The organism is Bradyrhizobium zhengyangense (assembly GCF_022012555.1).
Classification (GTDB): Bacteria; Pseudomonadota; Alphaproteobacteria; order Rhizobiales; family Xanthobacteraceae; genus Bradyrhizobium; species Bradyrhizobium zhengyangense.
Genome location: NZ_JAKLTZ010000010.1, coordinates 182,230 through 200,724 on the forward strand (window position 1 = coordinate 182,230; position 18,495 = coordinate 200,724).

Annotated in this window: 14 protein-coding genes; 8 read left to right on the top strand and 6 right to left on the bottom strand. The window is 60.4% G+C overall.

Annotated features, from left to right (window positions below; all coding sequences use genetic code 11):
• Positions 1–9: 9 nt before the first annotated feature.
• The 4 genes from nusG to asnB form a co-directional block, all read right to left on the bottom strand.
• The gene (nusG, locus tag L6639_RS30675) at positions 10–522 is read right to left on the bottom strand and encodes a transcription termination/antitermination protein NusG (protein ID WP_237865110.1); all 513 of its coding nucleotides are present in this window, start codon (positions 520–522) and stop codon (positions 10–12) included.
• A complete protein-coding gene (locus L6639_RS30680; RefSeq protein WP_237865111.1) occupies positions 522–1,166 on the bottom strand; it encodes a winged helix-turn-helix transcriptional regulator in 645 nt (214 codons plus the stop codon). The genes nusG and L6639_RS30680 overlap by 1 nt, the downstream gene beginning before the upstream one ends.
• Positions 1,167–1,300: 134 nt before the next feature.
• Positions 1,301–2,518 carry a glycosyltransferase family 4 protein gene (locus tag L6639_RS30685; RefSeq protein ID WP_276576256.1) on the bottom strand — a complete coding sequence of 406 codons (1,218 nt, stop codon included), beginning with the start codon at positions 2,516–2,518 and terminating at the stop codon, positions 1,301–1,303.
• A 52-nt stretch (positions 2,519–2,570) separates the two neighbouring features.
• Positions 2,571–4,454 carry an asparagine synthase (glutamine-hydrolyzing) gene (gene asnB, locus L6639_RS30690; RefSeq protein WP_237865113.1) on the bottom strand — a complete coding sequence of 628 codons (1,884 nt, stop codon included), beginning with the start codon at positions 4,452–4,454 and terminating at the stop codon, positions 2,571–2,573.
• A gap of 326 nt (positions 4,455–4,780) precedes the next feature.
• Between asnB and L6639_RS30695 the strand changes: the two genes are divergently transcribed.
• Positions 4,781–6,106: a glycosyltransferase gene (locus L6639_RS30695; RefSeq protein WP_237865114.1), complete on the top strand. Its 1,326-nt coding sequence runs from the start codon at positions 4,781–4,783 to the stop codon at positions 6,104–6,106.
• Positions 6,103–7,224 (top strand): glycosyltransferase family protein, encoded by a 1,122-nt coding sequence (locus tag L6639_RS30700; protein WP_237865115.1) that lies wholly within the window; start codon positions 6,103–6,105, stop codon positions 7,222–7,224. The genes L6639_RS30695 and L6639_RS30700 overlap by 4 nt, the downstream gene beginning before the upstream one ends.
• Before the next feature lie 461 nt (positions 7,225–7,685).
• On the opposite strand, the gene L6639_RS30705 is transcribed toward L6639_RS30700, so the two are convergent.
• Both L6639_RS30705 and L6639_RS30710 read right to left on the bottom strand, forming a co-directional pair.
• Positions 7,686–9,107, bottom strand: a complete 1,422-nt coding sequence (locus L6639_RS30705; RefSeq protein WP_237865117.1) for a D-glucuronyl C5-epimerase family protein — start codon at positions 9,105–9,107, stop codon at positions 7,686–7,688.
• A gap of 370 nt (positions 9,108–9,477) precedes the next feature.
• Positions 9,478–11,685 carry an NF038122 family metalloprotease gene (locus L6639_RS30710; RefSeq protein ID WP_237865118.1) on the bottom strand — a complete coding sequence of 736 codons (2,208 nt, stop codon included), beginning with the start codon at positions 11,683–11,685 and terminating at the stop codon, positions 9,478–9,480.
• A gap of 264 nt (positions 11,686–11,949) precedes the next feature.
• Between L6639_RS30710 and L6639_RS30715 the strand changes: the two genes are divergently transcribed.
• The 6 genes from L6639_RS30715 to L6639_RS30740 all read left to right on the top strand — a co-directional run bounded on the left by L6639_RS30715 (position 11,950) and on the right by L6639_RS30740 (position 18,251).
• Complete coding sequence (locus L6639_RS30715; RefSeq protein ID WP_237865119.1) at positions 11,950–13,128, top strand: CgeB family protein; 1,179 nt, start codon at positions 11,950–11,952, stop codon at positions 13,126–13,128.
• 244 nt (positions 13,129–13,372) lie between these two features.
• Positions 13,373–14,476 carry a DegT/DnrJ/EryC1/StrS family aminotransferase gene (locus L6639_RS30720; RefSeq protein WP_237865120.1) on the top strand — a complete coding sequence of 368 codons (1,104 nt, stop codon included), beginning with the start codon at positions 13,373–13,375 and terminating at the stop codon, positions 14,474–14,476.
• 223 nt (positions 14,477–14,699) lie between these two features.
• On the top strand, positions 14,700–15,146 hold the full coding sequence (locus L6639_RS30725) for a cupin domain-containing protein (RefSeq protein ID WP_237865121.1): 447 nt from the start codon (positions 14,700–14,702) through the stop codon (positions 15,144–15,146).
• A complete protein-coding gene (locus tag L6639_RS30730) occupies positions 15,146–16,276 on the top strand; it encodes a DegT/DnrJ/EryC1/StrS family aminotransferase (RefSeq protein ID WP_237865122.1) in 1,131 nt (376 codons plus the stop codon). Before L6639_RS30725 ends, L6639_RS30730 begins: the two co-directional genes overlap by 1 nt.
• Positions 16,273–17,040, top strand: a complete 768-nt coding sequence (locus L6639_RS30735) for a class I SAM-dependent DNA methyltransferase (RefSeq protein ID WP_237865123.1) — start codon at positions 16,273–16,275, stop codon at positions 17,038–17,040. The genes L6639_RS30730 and L6639_RS30735 overlap by 4 nt, the downstream gene beginning before the upstream one ends.
• Positions 17,037–18,251, top strand: coding sequence for a glycosyltransferase (locus L6639_RS30740; RefSeq protein WP_237865124.1), 1,215 nt, complete (start codon positions 17,037–17,039; stop codon positions 18,249–18,251). The genes L6639_RS30735 and L6639_RS30740 overlap by 4 nt, the downstream gene beginning before the upstream one ends.
• The last annotated feature ends 244 nt before the right edge of the window (positions 18,252–18,495 follow it).

Genomic DNA, 18,495 nt, shown 5'->3' on the forward strand with positions numbered 1-18,495 from the left:
CAGACGGACTTACGCGGCGGCGATCAGATCCGCCCCAACAAACACACGCACCTTGCGGCCGAGCAAATTCAGAAGTACGGCGACACGATGGTGATCGCTCACGTCTTCCACAAGCGCAAGACTGTCGACGAATGCACCTTCGACGATCCGCACCTTGTCGCCGGCAGAGAAGGCCGGCCGGGCTGCAAGCTTGATGAATCCCGCATCGTCTTCGCGCGCCTTCAGCGCACCGACAACGCCGTCCGCAACTTGAGCCGGCCGGTCTCCGACACAGACAAGATGCGAGATGCCAAGGGTGGACTGGATTGAGCGCCATCGCTGTGCCGCGAGATCGATGGCCACAAAGACGTAACGGGGAAAGAGCGGGCGCGCCACGGTCTCGATCTTCCGGGCATGGCTGCGACGCTTCAGGTATTGCGGAAGATAGATGGAGAAGCCCTGGCGCTCGAGATTGGCGGCCGCCTTTGCCTCGGAATTGACGTGCGTCTGCGCGACGTACCAACTGGCGCGATCCGTTGTCATCAGACCACTCCCTGCTGTTGTTTGGGACGCAAGCTCAGCAGATCGGGCACGAGCACCCTGTCTGCCCCGAATTGACCCACCGCGTCGTCAAACACCTTCCGCGCAGCCGTCAGATGGGTCACGACCACCGCATCAAAAGGCTCGCCAACCGACGCGTAGGAGGACACGACCTTGACGCCGATGAAGCTTCCCGCCGCAGCCGCATCGGAATCGACGATAGCGACGATTGAAACGGGCCCCTCGACCGCGCTCAAGATTGCGATCTCGCACAGGTCGGAGTACCCGGCGAGCACGATCCGCCTGAAGCCGAGCGCCTGGGCACGGTCCAGGATCTTCGCGTATTCCTGCTTCGCCTTGCGGAAGAGCAAAAATGAGTCCGAAAGGAATTGAATCGTCAGCCGGGATTTCTCGGAGAAGCCCTGCGGCGTGAGGTAGTAGGCATATCGCCGCGCTGGAGCCTGGCCGACTTTAACGAAGCCCTTCTTGACGGCACGTTTGAGGTAGGCGTTGACGAGGCCGAGCGCGACGCCGAGCTCGGCGGCGATCCGCCGCTGCGATCGCGCGCCGTCCGCTTCGACGGAGGTCAGCAGACCGAGCACGAGCCGATCGCTGTCCTTTTCGTCGGTTGGTAGCGTACCCGCCATCTTACCCCCTGCTGGACCGGGAGGTAGCGCGTTCAGACGGTGAACGTCAAGCGAATTCGTTCACGCCATGAACAATGCAAGTAACTGATAAGACATACATTTTTAAAAATGACCTGTATCATCCAAGTCACATTTCATTCGGAAGTGACCGCTTCCTCGAGGTAGCGCGCCGCGAGCCTCGAATAGCTGTACTGACGCGCGACCGCCAGCCGATCATCCGGCGGGCGCTCCGGATCCTTGAGTGCCGATGCCAGACAGGCCGCAAGCGCCGCAGGATCATCCGGCGCGCATCGCGAGGTCACCAGATCCTCAAGCCCGGCGAGCGCCCGGTCTTCGCAGGCGATGACAATGCGCGGCGCGAAGAGACAATAGTCGAACAGTTTGTTTGGGCTGATACCGTGATGATAAAGCGCATTCCGATGGAAGGACACGACTGCGCAATCGGATGCATTGAGCATGCCGTGCACAACTGCCCGCTCAACTTCATCGTGGAATTCCACGTTGGCAAGGCCTGCGGCCCGCTGCTTCAGTTCGGTGCGCGACGTGCCCGAGCCGATCAGGATGAAATGGATTTCGGAACTTGATTTCCCGAGCGCGGCCGCCGCATCGATGATGACCTCCATCGCATTGGGCGGCCCCATACCGCCCGCGTAAAGGACGACCCGTTTGCCCGCCCGCTTCATCTGCTGGATACGATCGATCAGCGGATGGTCGAGGTGATCTATTCTCAGCGCGCTCTGGATTTCCCCCTCTGAAACGCCATTGGGAATCCAGGTGAACCTGCCGGCCGGCAGTCCGCGCGCGCGCATATGGGATTCCGCGCCAGCCAGCAGGCAGATGACGCGGTCCGCCGAACGATAGGCGGAGCGCTCCATCCAGCCGAGCGCTTTCATCAGCGGATGCCATGCCGGGGTCATCCCGAGCGCCACGATGCTCTCCGGCCAGAGATCGCGCACCTCGACCCAGAACTTCGCGCCGAAGCGCCGCGCGATTGCATGCGCAGCCCCCACGAAGAACAAGTGCGGGCTCGACGCGATGACGATATCCGGCGCACCGAACTGCTTGGCAATTGATCCCGATTTCGATTTCAGCCCCGTCCCAAAACTCAAATTGTTCCAGAGACGGCCAACACTACCCTTGCCGTAGCGCGGCGTGTCCAGAAACCAGAAATCGACGCCCTCAATCCGCTGAGGACCCGGCGCGCGGGGCTCTCTGTGCAGGTGATGAAAGCCGGCGCTCACCACCACGACCGAATGGCCCATCTTGCCCCAAGCGTCTGCGAGCCAGAACGGCCGCCAATGTCGGCCCAATCCCGGTCCGCCCGCAAATGGATGCAGCAACCAGATGTTCATGGTGACGCGGCCGCCAGGGTCGACCACGCGGCCTCTCCGATCATCAAGGACATCATGGAGCCTGGACCCGGAAACGTTCGCCCCAGAGCGCCACGCAGTAGAGTCTCCAGCGCATCCCAAGATCGAGCCGATGAAATCTCTTCTTGAGCTCCGGCATGTCGACGTAACGGAGAAGAAGCGAACTGGCGACCACCTTGTCGTACATCGTGGCCGAGTGACGCGTTAGCCACAGTTTATCGGGAGCCGCAAAGCCAATCTTGTCCTTCCGCCAACAGATGCCGGCCGGGAGCATGTCAGTCACCGCCGCGCGCAACGGCCACTTGGTCCAACCATGATTCAGCTTTATCCGCGTCGGCAGCCGCAGCGCGAACTCGACAAAACGGTAGTCGAGAAACGGCAGGCGCGTTTCGATCCCGAACCGCATGGAATTCTTGTCTTCGAAACGCAGCAGCATCGGCAAGTTCGTCTCGGTGATCTCCAGCACTTGCATGGCTTGCGGGTCTCTCGTGGTGCGCGCGAAACGGCGCAGCGCATCGGGTAGATCCGGATTTCTCAGGAAGGAATAGCGCCAGCGATAGAACGTCGCGCGCAGGCTCGCTGAGCTCGCTCCGAACAAGTACATCAGCATACGCCGGGCCGGAATTCCGGCCTCAATTGCGGCCTTGAACGCGCGGACAAATCCGCGCAGCCCATCCTGGCGATAGTGTTCACGCAGCCACGCGGCGTAGTAACGATGATAGCCCAGCAAGGTCTCATCACCACCCTGACCGTCCAGGAGCACTGTCACCCCGTTCGCGCGCGCGGTCTTCATGACCTCGTACTGCATCATGATCGAGGGACCCGCGAAGGGTTCTTCCTGCACGTCCAGCATCGCCTCCGCGGAAGACGCAAAGTCTTCATAGCTGGGCTTGGTGCGCAACCAATTCAGTTCGGCGCTGGCTGCGACCTGGGCCGCATACGCCTCCTCATTGTTGCTGGCCTGTTCGCTGACGGCTGTGATCGCGAAAAAGCGTTCATTGGAACTCGCAGCATGACGTCGTGCGGCGAGCGTTGCGACACTCGAACTATCCAGCCCGCCCGACAAGCAGGTTCCGACGCGAACGTCAGAGCGCAGACGCAAACGGGTGGCATCATCGAGCAGGTCCCTCAATTGCTGGACGGCGTTATCCGCGCCGGCGGCCGTCGAACCAGGAGAGAGGGAATAGTATCGTGCGATCTCAATTTGGCCCGTCGACACGTCGACGCGCATCTGGTGTCCAGGAGGCAGCTTCTCGATTCCCTTGAAGAAGGTTCGAGCGGTATGATCGGTCAGACCACACACGAGAAACTCGCCGACCAGATCGTCGTCTGCGACCGCCCCTTCGATCAAGGGAAGGAGTTGGCGGATCTCCGAGCCGAATGCGAACTGCGCCGGGGTGTTGACATAGTAGAACGGCTTCACGCCAAAGCGGTCGCGGGCGCAAAATAGCGAATTGTCACGTTCGTCGTGGATCGCGAAGGCCCACATGCCATTGAACCGCTCGAGGCAATTCGTGCCCCAGCGGATATAGGCCGCCAAAAGGACTTCGGTATCGGACGCGGTATGGAAGACGTGCCCCAGCGCTTCGAGCTCCGCCCGAAGTTCAAGATAGTTGTAGATTTCGCCGTTATACGTAATCCAGATCGGAAGAGACCGGTCGCGCATCGGCTGTGCGCCGTCGTCGCTCAGATCGATGATGGCCAGCCGTCGGTGGCCCAAGCCGACATTGCCATTCACCCTCACGCCCCGTCCGTCGGGCCCGCGGTGGGCAACCAGATCGGTGAGCCGCTCCACCTGCTTCGCATCAACCGGTCCGGTCTTGCTAAGGAGGCCGAAGATCCCGCACACGCGCTCACCTATCTTGTCGACGATTGCGGGCCCGTGTCCGCAGAAAGAAGGACCGTCGGAACCCTTCAAACCAAGCGCAACCGGGCACCAATGCAAAATTGTTGGCGGACCCTAGCGTGTTCATGCGATGAACGTCAACCTGGTCGGCGCGCACATGGTCGGCCGGTCCCGAAAGTTTCGCACAAGAGCGAGCTGCGCGTGCGGGGAAAATCATTGTTGTCATGCGTCCTGTCAGGGTGAGATGCCGGGGCAAAGCGTTCCCGGGGGGCCCATCAAGGACTTGCAATTGGGGTAGATATGACGGATGCAACTGGCGCACGATGATCTCTGACATGACCGCAGCACCGATTGAGAAGGGCACGCGCCGGGCAACGCCTTCAGAAGGACCGCAGCGCTTGAGCCAAGGCCTCCGGGAACCATCAAAGCCCGGCTTCCGGGCTTCGATGCTCAAGCACTACCGCCTCGCGAAGGCCAACGCCGCTCTCAAGCTGACGAATGCTGTGGTCGAGAAGGCCCGGAGTGCCACGCAGAGACGACTCGCGCGCGGGACAGTCCGTACGCTTTGGGCGTCCACCCCGATTCTGACACTTCCCATCCTCGCCCGCTGTGACCGCCTGCTCGGATTCCGTTCATCGTCGCTCGTCTTCAACACCTACTACATCACGAGATCATTCGACATAAACCTCATTCTATTCGAGGGCGCGCTCAGACTGACGCGGAGCAGACGAAGCCTGGCGCTGTTTCGCTGGCTCGTGTTCGCATGGGCTTTGCTGCGCTTCGATATCTTCAACTATTTTTACGATCGAGGCCTGCTTCTGAGCGACCAACGTTACGGGATCAATCCGGACGAGCTCGATCTGCTTTCGAGGTCAGGCAAGCGCCTTTACACCTATGCGTACGGCGCGGACGTCAGGAGCCAGGAGCTGACGTTAGCCCTGGGCACCCCAAACCTGTGCGAGGAATGCCCGCAGCCGGGAAAATATTGTGTTTGCACCACCGAAACGCTCGGCTCCTCGCTCGAGCGGCTCGCCGGGCGAGCCACGGCGCAAATCGCCATGGGCGATATGACGGCCTATGTGCCTGGCTGCCGCGACATTCACTATTGGCCGCTCGACATCAGCAAATTCGTCGCGATTCCGCCGATTTTTCGGGCCGGCGAGACCTTGAGGATCGCGCATGCGCCGAACCACAGTCATTTCAAGGGAACGCGTCACCTCATGCAGGCGATCGATCGATTGATCGCGGAAGGTGAGAAGATCGAGCTCGTGTCGATCCAGGGCGTCTCCAACAAGAAGGTCCTGGAGTTGTTCGGCGCCTGCCATGTGGTCGCCGATCAATTCGTAGCAGGCTTTCACGGCTACACCGCCCTTGAAGCAATGGCGATGGCGAGGCCCGTTCTCTGCTATCTGCGCAACGATCGCATGATGATCGATCCGGCGACGTGCCCCATTATCAAGACATCTCCCGGTGAGATTTACGACACGCTCAAAAAGTGCCTGCAAGGCAAGATTGACCTCGAAGCCATCGGCCGAAGCGGACGCCAGTATGTAGAGAGGTACTACAGCATCGAAGCTGTGGCCGCCCGCCTCGGAAGACTCTATGCGGAGACCGCCCGCTTTCCCGACGAACTCAATGCAAGGCTTGAAAAGCGGATCGACACGCTTGTGAACGAGCATCATCTCTTGCAGAGCGGGCCTCAGCCGCCGGTCGGCACGCCATGAAAATTCTTCATGGTCCGGTCAACGTCGGGAACCAACCCTGGGTGCTCTCTCGCGCCGAGCGCCGGCTTGGCGCCGCCAGCGAACTCGTGATCCGCAACGACACCTGGTTGAAATATCCCGCCGACGTCGTGCTTGCGGGGGAGAAAGCGGGTTTCGCCGAAGTCGCGATGCGAAGCATCGCCTATGGCCTGCTCAAGGAGTGGAGCTACGACGTCCTGCACTTCTATTTCGGACAGACCTTCCTTCTGCCCGGATTTCCGGTCTCTGGTAACAAGACGATGAACGGCATCATCAGCCGATTGACGAGCGCCGACCTTCGGCTTTGCCGCTCGCTCGGAAAGAAGCTGTTCATGACGCTGCAAGGGTGCGACGTCCGGCTGGCGCAGGAAGGCAACCGAAGAAACGAGTGGACCATGTGCGCGAGCCAGCATTGCGAGCTGTTTCAGCGCTGCGTCGGCGTGCTGGACCAACAGCGGCGCCATCTTGCGGCGAACGTGCTTCCCCTGTTTGATCGCGTGTTCTATCTCAATCCGGAGCTCGGCCACATCGCGACCACCGCGCAATTTCTGCCCTATGCGAATGTGGAAATTGGCAACTACGCAGTCACGCCTCCTTCGCCGCGCGGCAGGCCCAGGATTGTCCATGCGCCGAGCGTTGGGCGCATCAAGGGGACGCCGCTCATTCTCGATGCGCTGAAGAAGCTGGAATCCAGCTACGATTTCGAGCTCGTCCTGGTCGAGAAGAAATCCCACGACGAAGCACTCGAACTGTATCGCTCCGCCGATATCGCGATCGATCAGGTCTTGGCCGGATGGTACGGAGGCTTTGCCGTGGAAATGATGGCCATGGGTAAACCGGTCGGTTGCTACGTCCGCGAGAGCGACTTGAAGTTCGTCCCCGAGGCCATGAGGCAGGAGCTTCCGGTCTTCAATCTCGACCCCGGCAATCTTGCCGAAAGTATCGCCGCGATGCTCGATCGTCGTTCTGAGTGGGAATGGCGCGGACAGCAGTCACGACGATACGTCGAGCGTTGGCACAACCCCGACCTCATCGCCAAGGAAATGCTGCGGGCCTATGCACGGCCCGATAGCCGCTTCGAGCTCGAGGTTTCCGATTAAACGCCGTTTGCATCGTCAGACTACGATGTGAACCATCCAGTAGATGACGCTCAGTGGGGCAACGAGGAGCGCTCCGGCTCGCATGGTAAGACCCAAACAATCGACGAGACCGGTGCAGGACGACCAGTTCGCCGACAAGTAATAGCCCGCCGTAAACAGGCCTATGGCAATCGAGATGATGGCTCTGCGATCGGTTTCCCAGGCAACGTGCCCCATGCCCTCGAGCGTGGCGCTCACCCCTTGCGTGACGAGCCACCACGCAGGCCACATCGCAGCGTAGAGCAGGTGCCGAAAAAGCAATGCCCCGCCGCGGTCACGATAAAACTTGCCCAAAGTTCCCAGCGCACCAACCGAATAAACGAGAACGGCTCCCAAAATCCAACAAGGAATCAAAGCACACCCCCAAAGCTGTAGTCGCGCAATATAGCTCGCAAAAGTAGGCAGGCGATACGTCGATGAATCTAGCAACCATATTGGTCGCACCAAGCCTTCCCGACGAACGGGGTCAGCCGCCGCGCCGCTTCGGTAAATCGCCGATCCTTGCTGATGATACCGGCGGCCTGCAACATGGCCCACATAGGCCAGCGGTAACCATCAGGCATCGTGCCGCCGTACATAGAGAAACGTAAGTCGCCGTCAGGAGCTGTGTAGAGATCGAGTTGCATGGAGAGGCTCGCGAAATAGCGTGCAGAAATCCGAAGCATATCGCTGTTCCCCAGGAGGCGCGCCGCATCGAAGATTGCAATTGCGGTATCGAGCTCGCCATCAAAGACGCGCACATTCGGAATGGGCGGGGTTGGATAGACGTATTCGGCTGGCAGCCTAAGGCCAGCCACCTCGTATTCCGCGCCACCTTGTGCGATCGGCGTTCTGATGAACTTGAACGCGTCCTCAGCGAGCGCCTTGTATTTGTCTTTTCCCGTGAGGCGGTAGAGTAGTGCGCAGACGCTCAGAACCTGGCTGTTCGCGAAAGCCGAGTACCAGGGAGGACTGAGCTTGATCCCCCAGTTGATGGTCCATTCAAATTGGTAAGGCCATGCGAAGAGACCCGGTGCAACTTCGTGCTTCTGGCCGATGACGTAGCTCTGCACAAACGTTTCCGCCGCGGCAACGGCAGCAGCTTTTTGTTCGGACGGAATATCCTCTCCAAGAGCGGTGAACAGCATCCCCCGCGCCGTGGAAGCAGCAAAGAGCGGATGAACTCCACCTTGATTGCCGCCAGACAGTTCCGCGGCGTAGCGCTCCGGCTTCGACAACAGATCTATTAGCCGGGCAAACTCAGTTCGGTCATGATTGACCGTCTGTTCGAAGAGCCTCACTCCGTCGACCTTGATCGAAGCATTGGCGAAAAAGCGGTCCGGATCGGAGGCCACGACCAAGTCTCCACCGACGGGCTCTGTCTCACCGAGCACTGTCTCGAGCGTGAGATAGCCGTCGGGCTTGCCGGCCCGTCGGATCTTTACGAAAGGTGCACCTACCCCGAAGTCGTAAAGAACATCATCGACCAATTGAACCTCTTGACCTGGGAAAATGCCCCAGAGGCCATCGGCGCCGTCGAACGTCTGCCAGGACAGGATCTGCCGTCCGCCGATGTCCGCAGGAAACCACATCATATCCGGCTGGTTTGTCGAAAAGATGTTGCGCACATAGCGTAAGCGAACACCCGCACGCAGTGCGGAGTAAGGCTGAAAGAAGCCCGCGTTCTTGTGTTCGACTACGGCTGGAATTCCGAGGTAGGAAGACAATCCGGTTGCGGTCGCCGCATTAAGCGGGGGGATGAAACGCGGCGTAAACCGTAGCACTCCGGCAATTGCAATTGCTGCAACAGCCAATCCGAACAGACCTGCGTAGTAGCCCGATCGGCCGACTGAGCGCTTTACCATTTGCTCCCCCAAAGCTAGCGACGATCCCATCGCTATGACATTGCGCAGTCCTTCGTACTTGCCCGAGAAACGAATTGGCAGACCTAACGCTGCTCAAGACGACAAGACTCGGAGCCGATGATCTCGCGACCGGGAACATGGTGGCGTAAGTCGCACCGGGCGGGAATTCATAGCTATTGCCTATCGTCGGCTATGACACAAGTAAACGCGCTATGTCTTAGTCTTTCGAAGGGTTAGAGCGCATCAGTTCCAATTGTAGGAGCTCGAACGGCCGGACGAATGTGGGTGAAGACGGCAAGATTTGCCAGCGTCTAAAGACGCAGGTGTGGTCCCTTGAAAATCAGTTTTCGGTTTCCGCCGCGCGGGAGATCTATACAAAAACCAAATGATCGTACACGAGAGCATGGTTGAGCGGATCGACCGCATGGTTGTCGATGGTATTCACAGAAGAGTCGAACATTTGGTGGACCTGTGGCTGGGCCGCTGCCCATGTCGATTGGGGCGTCGACTGATGGGAGAGGATAAGCTCGTTTACATCGGCCGGATGGCTTGTGCCGGTCGTTTGTCGGAAGGAAAAGTTCTCTTCCTGTGGAGATTGAGGTCCAGAGGGAGTCGGCGATGCCGGCTGTTGATTTGCGGAAATGCCGCTCGCAGCACTTAGATTCTGGTGGAAGGTGGCGCTAAGGCTCACAAGAGCTGAACTTGTGCCGGATACATTCGCTGCAAGCAAAGCGAGAAAATTACCGCCGCTATCGGTCGTCCAAATTGTATATTGATCCGCGGCGGCATTCTTCCACGCGACATCGAAACCGCCTGCTGTTTGCTCCGCTGCAATGGGAGCCCAGGTGCCCGCTTGTCCAGCCACAACAGCCGCCCCGGCGTTGCTTAGTTCGGGCCCCGTTCCGCCCGCGAGAGGGTTGAGAAAGTAGTTCGATCCGACCTGCACCAACGCTGTCGACCCGACCGCCTCGATCACCGTAGTGACCGGCCCGGTAACCCCATCCCCATTGAGATCCTGATGAAAGGCGGTTTCCAGATTCTCCAAAGTTGAGTTCATGCCGGACACGTTGGCTGCAAGCAGAGAAAGAAAATTGCCTCCGCTGTCAGTTGTCCAAATGGTATATTGATCTGCGGCCGCATTCTTCCAGACGACCTCGAAACCGCCCACAACCTGCTCCGCACCAATCGGTGCCCACGTGCTGGATTGTCCGGCCGCTACAGCCGATCCAGCGTATTTTAGTTCAGGCCCTGTTCCACCCGCGGCAGGGTTGAGAAAGTAGTTTGCTCCGACCTGCTCCAACGTTGTCGACCCGAACGCCTCGATCGCCCTTGTGATCGGGCCAGTGACGCCATCACCATTGAGATCTTGATGAAACGTGGTTTCTAAATTCTCTAGAATCGAGCTCGTGCCGGACACATTTGCCGCGAGCAGCGAGAGAAAGTTGCCCCCGCTGTCGGTCGTCCAAATGGTATACTGATCCGCAGCGGCGTTCTTCCACACGACCTCAAAACCGCCCCCAACCTGTTCCGTGCCAATCGGTGCCCACGTGCCGGATTGTCCGGCCACTACACCCGATCCTGCGTATTTCAGTTCTGGCCCGGTTCCACCGGATACCGGATCGAGAAAATAGTAGCCGCCAGCCCGTACCAGTTCGGTCAAGCCGAAGGCCTCCATCACGACCGGCGTATTGCTCGTGAGATGAAACCCGAGTGCCGCGAGCTGTTTTAAATCGATACCAGTCAGCCCCTGAGCGGTACTGCCGGTATAATATTCATTGAACGGGTCGTTCGCCCCTTGCACACCGGTGTTCAGGAAATCACTGGGGTCGGAATATTGGCCGTAGTCCGCCAGCTTCGTGCTCCCGCCATCCAGCGAAAAGTACGCGGCAGGCGCGGTCGCGCCGCCTGAAAAGAGGCGTACGCCTGGACTGGCAAACCGGTAGAAATCAAAAACGTCGGGCGCCGATCCGTAGGGCACTCGCCCCAACGCATGCGTCAGCTCGTGTAGCGCGACGCCCACCAGGAGGTTCGAGTTAATGTCCGTGGCAAAGGTGGCACTCCCGTCGTCGGTTGTTGTGTCATTGGCACCGATGACGCCCCAGAGCTTGAGCTCAGCATTCCAGACTGCGACGTTTGACTGACCTTGGATTGAAGAGCCCGTCGGGAGGTTCGCGAAAGTGGTATCGCCGGCGCTCGCATTGTTGATCAGCTCGGAGCGGACCCAGGAGTAATTCTCGTAATATCCTGAATCCGGCCCTGCAGCAGCGCCACCTCCGGTTCCGCTATAATCGATGTTGATGTTCACCGTGATCTTGTCGGTGATGTTGGCGGCCATGATTGCGACGGCTTGTTGCAAGCCGGATTTAAAGCTGGCCGGCGCAGCCTGCGCGGCTGCATCCAGGATAAGATTGATCGTGATGCCGCCCGAGGAGACCGACATCGAAGAGCCCGAAACTGAGCCGCTGGACGAGGAACTTCCGGAACTCACAGGGATGTAGCTGCCCGCGATGCTGCGGCCAGTAACCGTGTAGAACAAGTCATCCGAGAGCAGGTCGTCCTGAGCCGTTTTCGAATTCATCTTTCCACCAGCGGCGAAGCCGGCACGGATACGCTTTCAGCCAACGGTGAGATTGGCCCGTGCCGGACTAGTCGTCGTCCATCGTGAGCGATTTCGGTTAATTCTTCTCGACCGTGGAGAAATTTGGGCGCACTCCTGCGGTGCCGTAGTGCTACGGATAGGAACCACCAATTCGATTTTGCCGCTCCTGACAATTTGACAGGTTTTCTGTTTCGCGCCGCATTCTGCTATTGACCTCCCTGATTGCCCCCGAAGGTCTGACTGATGCGTGTCCTCACATTGAACGCCGATTATCCGCGCTTTCTCGCATGGCTCTATAGACAGCGACCGGACCTCGAGAACGAGACCTACGCGGCGCAGATGACCGTGCGGAACGGCAGCCTGTTCGGCGTCGCGGACTTTTACTCGCGCAATTTTGCCGGCCTCGGGCATGCCGCAGCGGATATTCATGTCAACAATCCCTGGATGAGAGCAGCATGGGCGCGCGAGCACGGCATTGCCGTCGCCGAGCCGCCACCACCCGGCGCCCGGCCGGCGGGCGGCGCCATTCCGGGCTGGCTGCAGCGCACGGTAGCGCCATTCAAGCCGGTGCTGCGGCCGCTCGCACGCCAGGTCGGACTGAGCCCGCGCCTCGATCCGGAAGCGGAAAAGGTCTTGCTGGCCCAGATCGAGGACTTCAAGCCTGATCTCGTCCTCAACCAGGATCTGTTTCACGTCGACACCCGCCTCGCGCGCCGGATCAAACAGATCGGACACCCGATCCTGATCGGCCAGACCGGCATCTCTCCGCCGCGCGGCGAGGACTGGTCGGTTTATGCCCTCATGGTCTCGCAGATGAGATCAGTCGTCGAATTCTTCCGTAAGCACGGCGCCCGCGCTGAATTGGTGCATCTTGCCTTCGAGCCTGCAATTCTCGACATCTTGCCGCCACCGCCACCACAGCAATTCGATGTCACCTTCGTAGGTACGGTGTCAGCGGATCACCAGAGCCGCGTCGCGCAGCTCGAGGCGGTGGCACGGCGCTATGATCTGAAACTGTTCGGTAGCGGCCTGGACACGCTTCCCACCTCCTCACCGCTGCACCGCTGCTACCAAGGCGAGGTGTGGGGCGCGGCGATGTACCAGGCGCTGCGCGCCTCACGCGTCACGCTCAACTCGCACATCGATATGGCCGGCCTCGACGCCGGCAATGCGCGACTGTTCGAAGCGACCGGCGTTGGCACATTCCTGCTCACCGACTTCAAGGACAATCTGGATACCCTGTTTGCACCTCAACGCGAGGTCGCGACATGGCGCGATCCCAACGATTGCCTTGCCATGATCGATCATTATCTCGCCGACGAGGCAGCGCGCGTGGTCATTGCCCAGGCCGGCCAAACCAGGACGTTCGCTGCCCACACCTTTCGCCGGCGCATTGAACAAATCCTTGGGTTCTTCGGCTGAATCCCGATCGAGCGACATATCGTGACCGGTCCTCCCTCGACACCCATCTCGGGGAGCAGAACCAGCCAAAGCCAAGATTTTTTTTGCCAAGAAGACGCTGCGTCGCCGACACTGGACCTTGTTAAGACCGCCCCAGGTCCGGTAAAGCGGAATTGGCGAGATGCTCGGGACAAGGTCTGGCGCAAGCCTTTTCTGTTAAGGCCGCAGCCTGCAATCTCACTTCGGAAGGAAGCTGGTTATGCCCATGGAATTTATTGATTTGAAGGCGCAGCTGCGATCAATTCGAGGGACGATTGACGTGCGCATGCAACGCGTGCTCGACCACGGCCAGTACATTATGGGCCCTGAAGTCGCCGAGATGGAGCAGCGGCTCGCCACCTACACCGGTGCCAAGCATTGCATCAGTGTGGCTTCGGGTACTGAAGCGCTTCTGATTGCCCTGATGGCGTTAGGCGTGGGACCAGGTGACGAAGTCATCACGACTCCCTTTACGTTTGTCGCGACCGCCGAGGTCATCGTTTTGCTTGGCGCAACCCCCGTGCTCGTCGACGTCGAGCCGGACACCTGCAATCTCGACGCCGAAAAGATTGAGAGCGCGATCACGTCGCGCACAAAGGCGATCATGCCAGTATCTCTTTACGGCGCTACCGCTGACATGGACGAAATCAACGCGATCGGCGAAAAACACGGAATTCCCGTGATCGAGGACGCGGCCCAGAGCTTTGGTGCCGAGTACCGCTCACGCAAGAGCTGCAACGTCTCCTCGATAGGCTGCACCAGCTTCTTTCCCAGCAAGCCCCTCGGTTGCTTCGGTGATGGCGGCGCGATCTTTGTCTCCGACGACGCGCTGGCGAAAGCCATGAGGGAGATACGAACCCATGGCCAGGAAAAGCGATATTATCACACGCGCATTGGTGTGGGCGGTCGCATGGACACGCTGCAGTGCGCGGTGATCCTTGCGAAGCTTGATATCTTCGATTGGGAGATCGCAGAGCGGATCCGTATCGGGCGAACTTATCGCGACATGGTCTCGGAGATCCCCGGTATTCAGGCTCCGGTCGTTCGTAATGATCGGACCTGCGTCTGGGCCCAGTTTACGGTGAAGACGGACAAACGTGATGCTGTCGTCGCTGCACTGAAGGACGCTGGCGTGCCGACGGCAATTCACTATCCGATCCCCGTGCACAAGCAGCCGGCCTATCGGTCGCTGTGCCGTATCGCTGGCGAACCAGACGTTTCAGATCGCGTCTCCCAGCAAGTTCTCAGCCTTCCGATGCATCCCTATCTTGACGTCGAGACGATGCAGACGATTGTTCACGCACTCGACAAGGCCGCTCGATCGTCCTGACGCGCCGAGGGGAGCCTTACCTCTCTTCGCGCGCATTCGCCGCGACGATGAGGCGAGCGCAGCTCGTTCATCGAAGCGTTGACATGCCAACGTCGCTCGACCTGAGCCGGCCGCCTCGCCTGCTAGCTACGGTCCACCCTTGACGGTCCCGGCCAAAATGGCCAAAGTGCCGGAAACTGACGCTATATCACTCTAATCACAGCTATTTTTGTCGAGGCCTGAGATGGAACACGTCGAACATGTTCGATTCGGCGATCAGCTCTATGCGATCATCGTGCGCGCCTCGTTTCGCGAGCCCGGTGTCCACTTCTTTTCCTCGCCGGAACTGTCGCAGCAGCTCGCCTATATGAGCCATCCCAAGGGTAAGAGCATCGAGCCGCATCGCCACAACAAGGTGACGCGAGAGGTGCACTACACCCAGGAAGTGCTCCTGATCCAGAAGGGCAAGCTCCAGGTCGATTTCTATACCGTCGACGAAGAATATCTGGAAAGCCGCGTGCTCGGCGCTGGCGACATCATCCTGCTCTGCAGCGGCGCCCACGGCTTCCACGTGCTCGAGCCGCTCGAGATGTTCGAGATCAAGCAGGGCCCCTATTCCGGCGAGAACGACAAGACCCGCTTCCCCGAGGCCGCCCCGTCCGAAATCCGGATCAAGGGTCCCAATCTGTGATGTCGTCCGTGAGCGCGCCGTTCATTCCCGTCAACACGCCGCTGCTCGACGGCAACGAGGCCGACTATCTCGCCGAATGCATCCGCACGGGGTGGATCTCCTCGGAAGGACCGTTCATCAAGCGCTTCGAGCAGGCGATGGCGCAAGCTGCCGGACGTCGCCACGGCATCGCGGTGACCAACGGCTCGGTCGCGCTCGACATCGCCGTCCATGCGCTCGGCCTCGAGGAAGGCTCCGAGGTCATCCTCCCGACCTTCACGATCATCAGCTGCGCGGCAGCCATCGTGCGCGCGGGTCTCGTGCCTGTGGGCGTCGACTGCGATGCCGCGACCTGGAACATGACGGTCGAGGGCGTGGAGGCCGCGATCACGCCGCGCACGCGCGCGATCATGTTGGTGCACATCTACGGCCTGCCGGTCGATCTCGAACCGATCCTGGCGCTCGCCCGCAGGCGTGATCTGAAGGTGATCGAGGACGCCGCCGAGATGCACGGCCAGACCTATCGCGGCACGCCCTGCGGCAGCTTCGGCGAAGTCTCGACCTTCAGTTTCTATCCCAACAAGCACGTCACGACAGGTGAAGGCGGTATGATCCTCACCGACGATGGCGCCCTTGCCGATCGCCTGCAAGGCTATCGCAATCTCTGTTTCCAGCCGCAGCAGCGCTTCGTCCACGAGGAGTTCGGCTGGAACGCGCGCATGACCAACCTCCAGGCCGCGCTCGGCGTCGCCCAGGTGGAACGCCTGCCGCGCACGGTCGAACTCAAGCGCCGGATCGGCCGGCTGTATGACGAGCATTTCGGCGGTCTCAACAGCATCCGCCGTCCGCTCGCCCACACCTCCTATGCCGACAACATTTACTGGGTCTACGGCATTGTGCTGAACGACGACGTGCCGTTCGACGCCAAGGAGGCGATCCGCCGTCTCGGCGAAAAGGGCATTGGGACGCGGCCGTTCTTCTGGTGCATGCACGAGCAGCCCGTGCTTCGCAAAATGGGCCTGATGCAGGGCGAGAGCCATCCGAACGCGGAATACATCGCGCGTCGCGGCTTTTACCTGCCGAGCGGACTCGGCCTGACCGACGACGAGATCGCGCGCTCCGCGCAGGCGCTCAAGGAGATCCTGGCGTGACTGTCTTCGCCGACTACGCGCCCTGGTACGACCTGCTATATCAGGACAAGGATTATGCGGCGGAGACGGCCTTCGTCGCAGCGCGCCTGCGCGACCACGGTGTCTCCTCGGGCAGGCTGCTCGATCTCGGCTGCGGCACCGGCCTGCATGCGCTCGCGTTTGCCCGCCACGGGTGGCACGTTGCCGGCATCGATCTCAGCCACGAGATGATCGCAAGTGCCAAGGCGCGTGCGGCGCAGGCCGGGCTCTCGATTCCGTTCCGCCAGGGCGATGCCTGTGAGACCGGCCCCGAGCGCGACTTCGACGCGGTGGTGTCGCTCTTTCACGTCGCCAGCTACCAGACTAGCCGCGATGCACTGGCGGCCATGTTTCGCACGGCGCACGCCGCGCTGAAACCTGATGGCGTTTTCTTCTTCGACTATTGGTACGGCGGCGCCGTGCTGGCGCAAGGCGTCGAGACCCGCGTCAAGGTGATCGAGCAGAAGCCGCTGCGGCTCACCCGCATCGCGCAATCCGACCATGACGAACAGGCAGCGACCGTCACCGTGACCTACACGTTGTTCTGCGAGGACACGGATCGTGCCACGATACGGCGCGTCGATGAAGCGCACCGCATGCGCTACTGGTTTCCGTTCGAGATCGATGCGGCGCTCAAAGCAAGTGGCTTCCAGCCCGCCAACCACGCCGCATGGCTGACGCAGGACGCCCCCAACTCGAAGATCTGGGCGGCCTACTCGATCGCCAGAAAGAGCGGCACGCCGTGAGAGCACTGCGGCTCGCGATCATGCTGGAGCAGGCGCTCGAGGTCGGCGGCGGCTTTCAGCAGCCGCTCAACGACATGCTCTGGCTGCGGGACTGGGCGGCCGAATCCGGCAACGAGATCGTGGTCTACTCGCCCTATCCGAAGACGCTGGAGATCCTGAAGGAGTTTGGCGTTGCGGCCCGCCTGCTCAAGTTCGGCGCGCTCGACCACGCCTACCTGTTTCTCAAATATATTGGGCCGTTTGACCTCGTCCAGTTTGCCCTGGAGCTGAAATCGGCTTTTGAGCGCACGCTGATCCGCGATGGCATCGATGTCGTGCATTTCACCTCGACCTCGAAGCGGCACCTGCTGCTCAACCAGCTTCCCTTCATCATCACGATCTTCGACGGCTGCCATCGCGACGCGCCGGAGTTTCCGGAAGTGAGGAGCTTCGGCGAGTTCGAGCGCCGCGAGATCCTGTTCGGACTTGCCAGCACCAAGGCCGCGGTGGTCATCGTGAACGCACCTTCGCTGGTCGACGATCTCTCCCGCCGCTATGCGATTGAGCGGGATCGCGCGGTCTGCATCCCGTTCTCGCCGTCGACCTATGTCACGAGGTCTGCACTCGATGCCGCCGCCGACGCGGCCGTGCTGGCGAGATACCGGCTCGAGCCGGGCTATTTGTTCTATCCGGCGCAATTCTGGCCGCACAAGAACCACATGACGTTGCTCGCGGCGCTCGCGCACTTGCGCGAACGGGGCGTCACCGAACGGCTGGTGCTGTGCGGCTCGGATCGTGGCGGCCGCGACAAGATCGATGCGGCAATCCGCACTTACGGATTGTCGGACCAGATCTCGATCGTCGGCTTCGTCGAGTCCGCCGAGCTCGGCGCACTCTATCGCGGCGCCTCGGCGCTGGTGATGCCGAGCTATTTCGGCCCGACCAATCTGCCGCCGATGGAGGCCTGGGCGGTCGGCACGCCTGTGATCTACCCCGAGGCCTTCAAGGCGCAGGCCGGCGATGCCGCGATCCTGTTCGACTATGACGACCCGCACTCGCTTGCCGACGCCATCGTCAGCCTCCGTGCCGAGGGCACGCGCGAGCGCCTCGCCGCGGCGGGACAACAGCGGCTCGCGCAGTTCCGCGACGAGACCAAGGCCGGCCACCGCGCGTTCGCCCACCATCTCGAACGTTTGAAGCACCGGCTGGCGCTGACGCCGCGCCGAGGTTGAGAAACCAATCGACGGCACTTTGAATATTGCGACGCTGCCACGCCATCGTAATACGACGGCACACGGCACTCGTTCTAGTTTATTAAACCGGCAGCGATGAGGCGTGCGTAAGAGAGGCTGCTGACCTGCAGGCGAATTCCGTCCAGTCGTGATTGCGATCGTACCCGGCAATATTGCTGAGGCCACGTATGGCGAGGACTCGCGTCGTGCCGGCCCCGGCCATATAGATTCCGCCCAGCTCCAT

What these genes read in the sequence shown, in the direction of transcription:
- L6639_RS30680 (WP_237865111.1), bottom strand. Translation starts at nt 1,166, where the DNA reads ATGGCGGGTACGCTACCAACCGACGAAAAGGACAGCGATCGGCTCGTG.
- L6639_RS30725 (WP_237865121.1), top strand. Translation starts at nt 14,700, where the DNA reads ATGGAACACGTCGAACATGTTCGATTCGGCGATCAGCTCTATGCGATC.
- L6639_RS30730 (WP_237865122.1), top strand. Translation starts at nt 15,146, where the DNA reads ATGTCGTCCGTGAGCGCGCCGTTCATTCCCGTCAACACGCCGCTGCTC.
- L6639_RS30710 (WP_237865118.1), bottom strand. Translation starts at nt 11,685, where the DNA reads ATGAATTCGAAAACGGCTCAGGACGACCTGCTCTCGGATGACTTGTTC.
- L6639_RS30720 (WP_237865120.1), top strand. Translation starts at nt 13,373, where the DNA reads ATGGAATTTATTGATTTGAAGGCGCAGCTGCGATCAATTCGAGGGACG.
- L6639_RS30715 (WP_237865119.1), top strand. Translation starts at nt 11,950, where the DNA reads ATGCGTGTCCTCACATTGAACGCCGATTATCCGCGCTTTCTCGCATGG.
- L6639_RS30700 (WP_237865115.1), top strand. Translation starts at nt 6,103, where the DNA reads ATGAAAATTCTTCATGGTCCGGTCAACGTCGGGAACCAACCCTGGGTG.
- L6639_RS30705 (WP_237865117.1), bottom strand. Translation starts at nt 9,107, where the DNA reads ATGGTAAAGCGCTCAGTCGGCCGATCGGGCTACTACGCAGGTCTGTTC.
- L6639_RS30685 (WP_276576256.1), bottom strand. Translation starts at nt 2,518, where the DNA reads ATGAACATCTGGTTGCTGCATCCATTTGCGGGCGGACCGGGATTGGGC.
- nusG (WP_237865110.1), bottom strand. Translation starts at nt 522, where the DNA reads ATGACAACGGATCGCGCCAGTTGGTACGTCGCGCAGACGCACGTCAAT.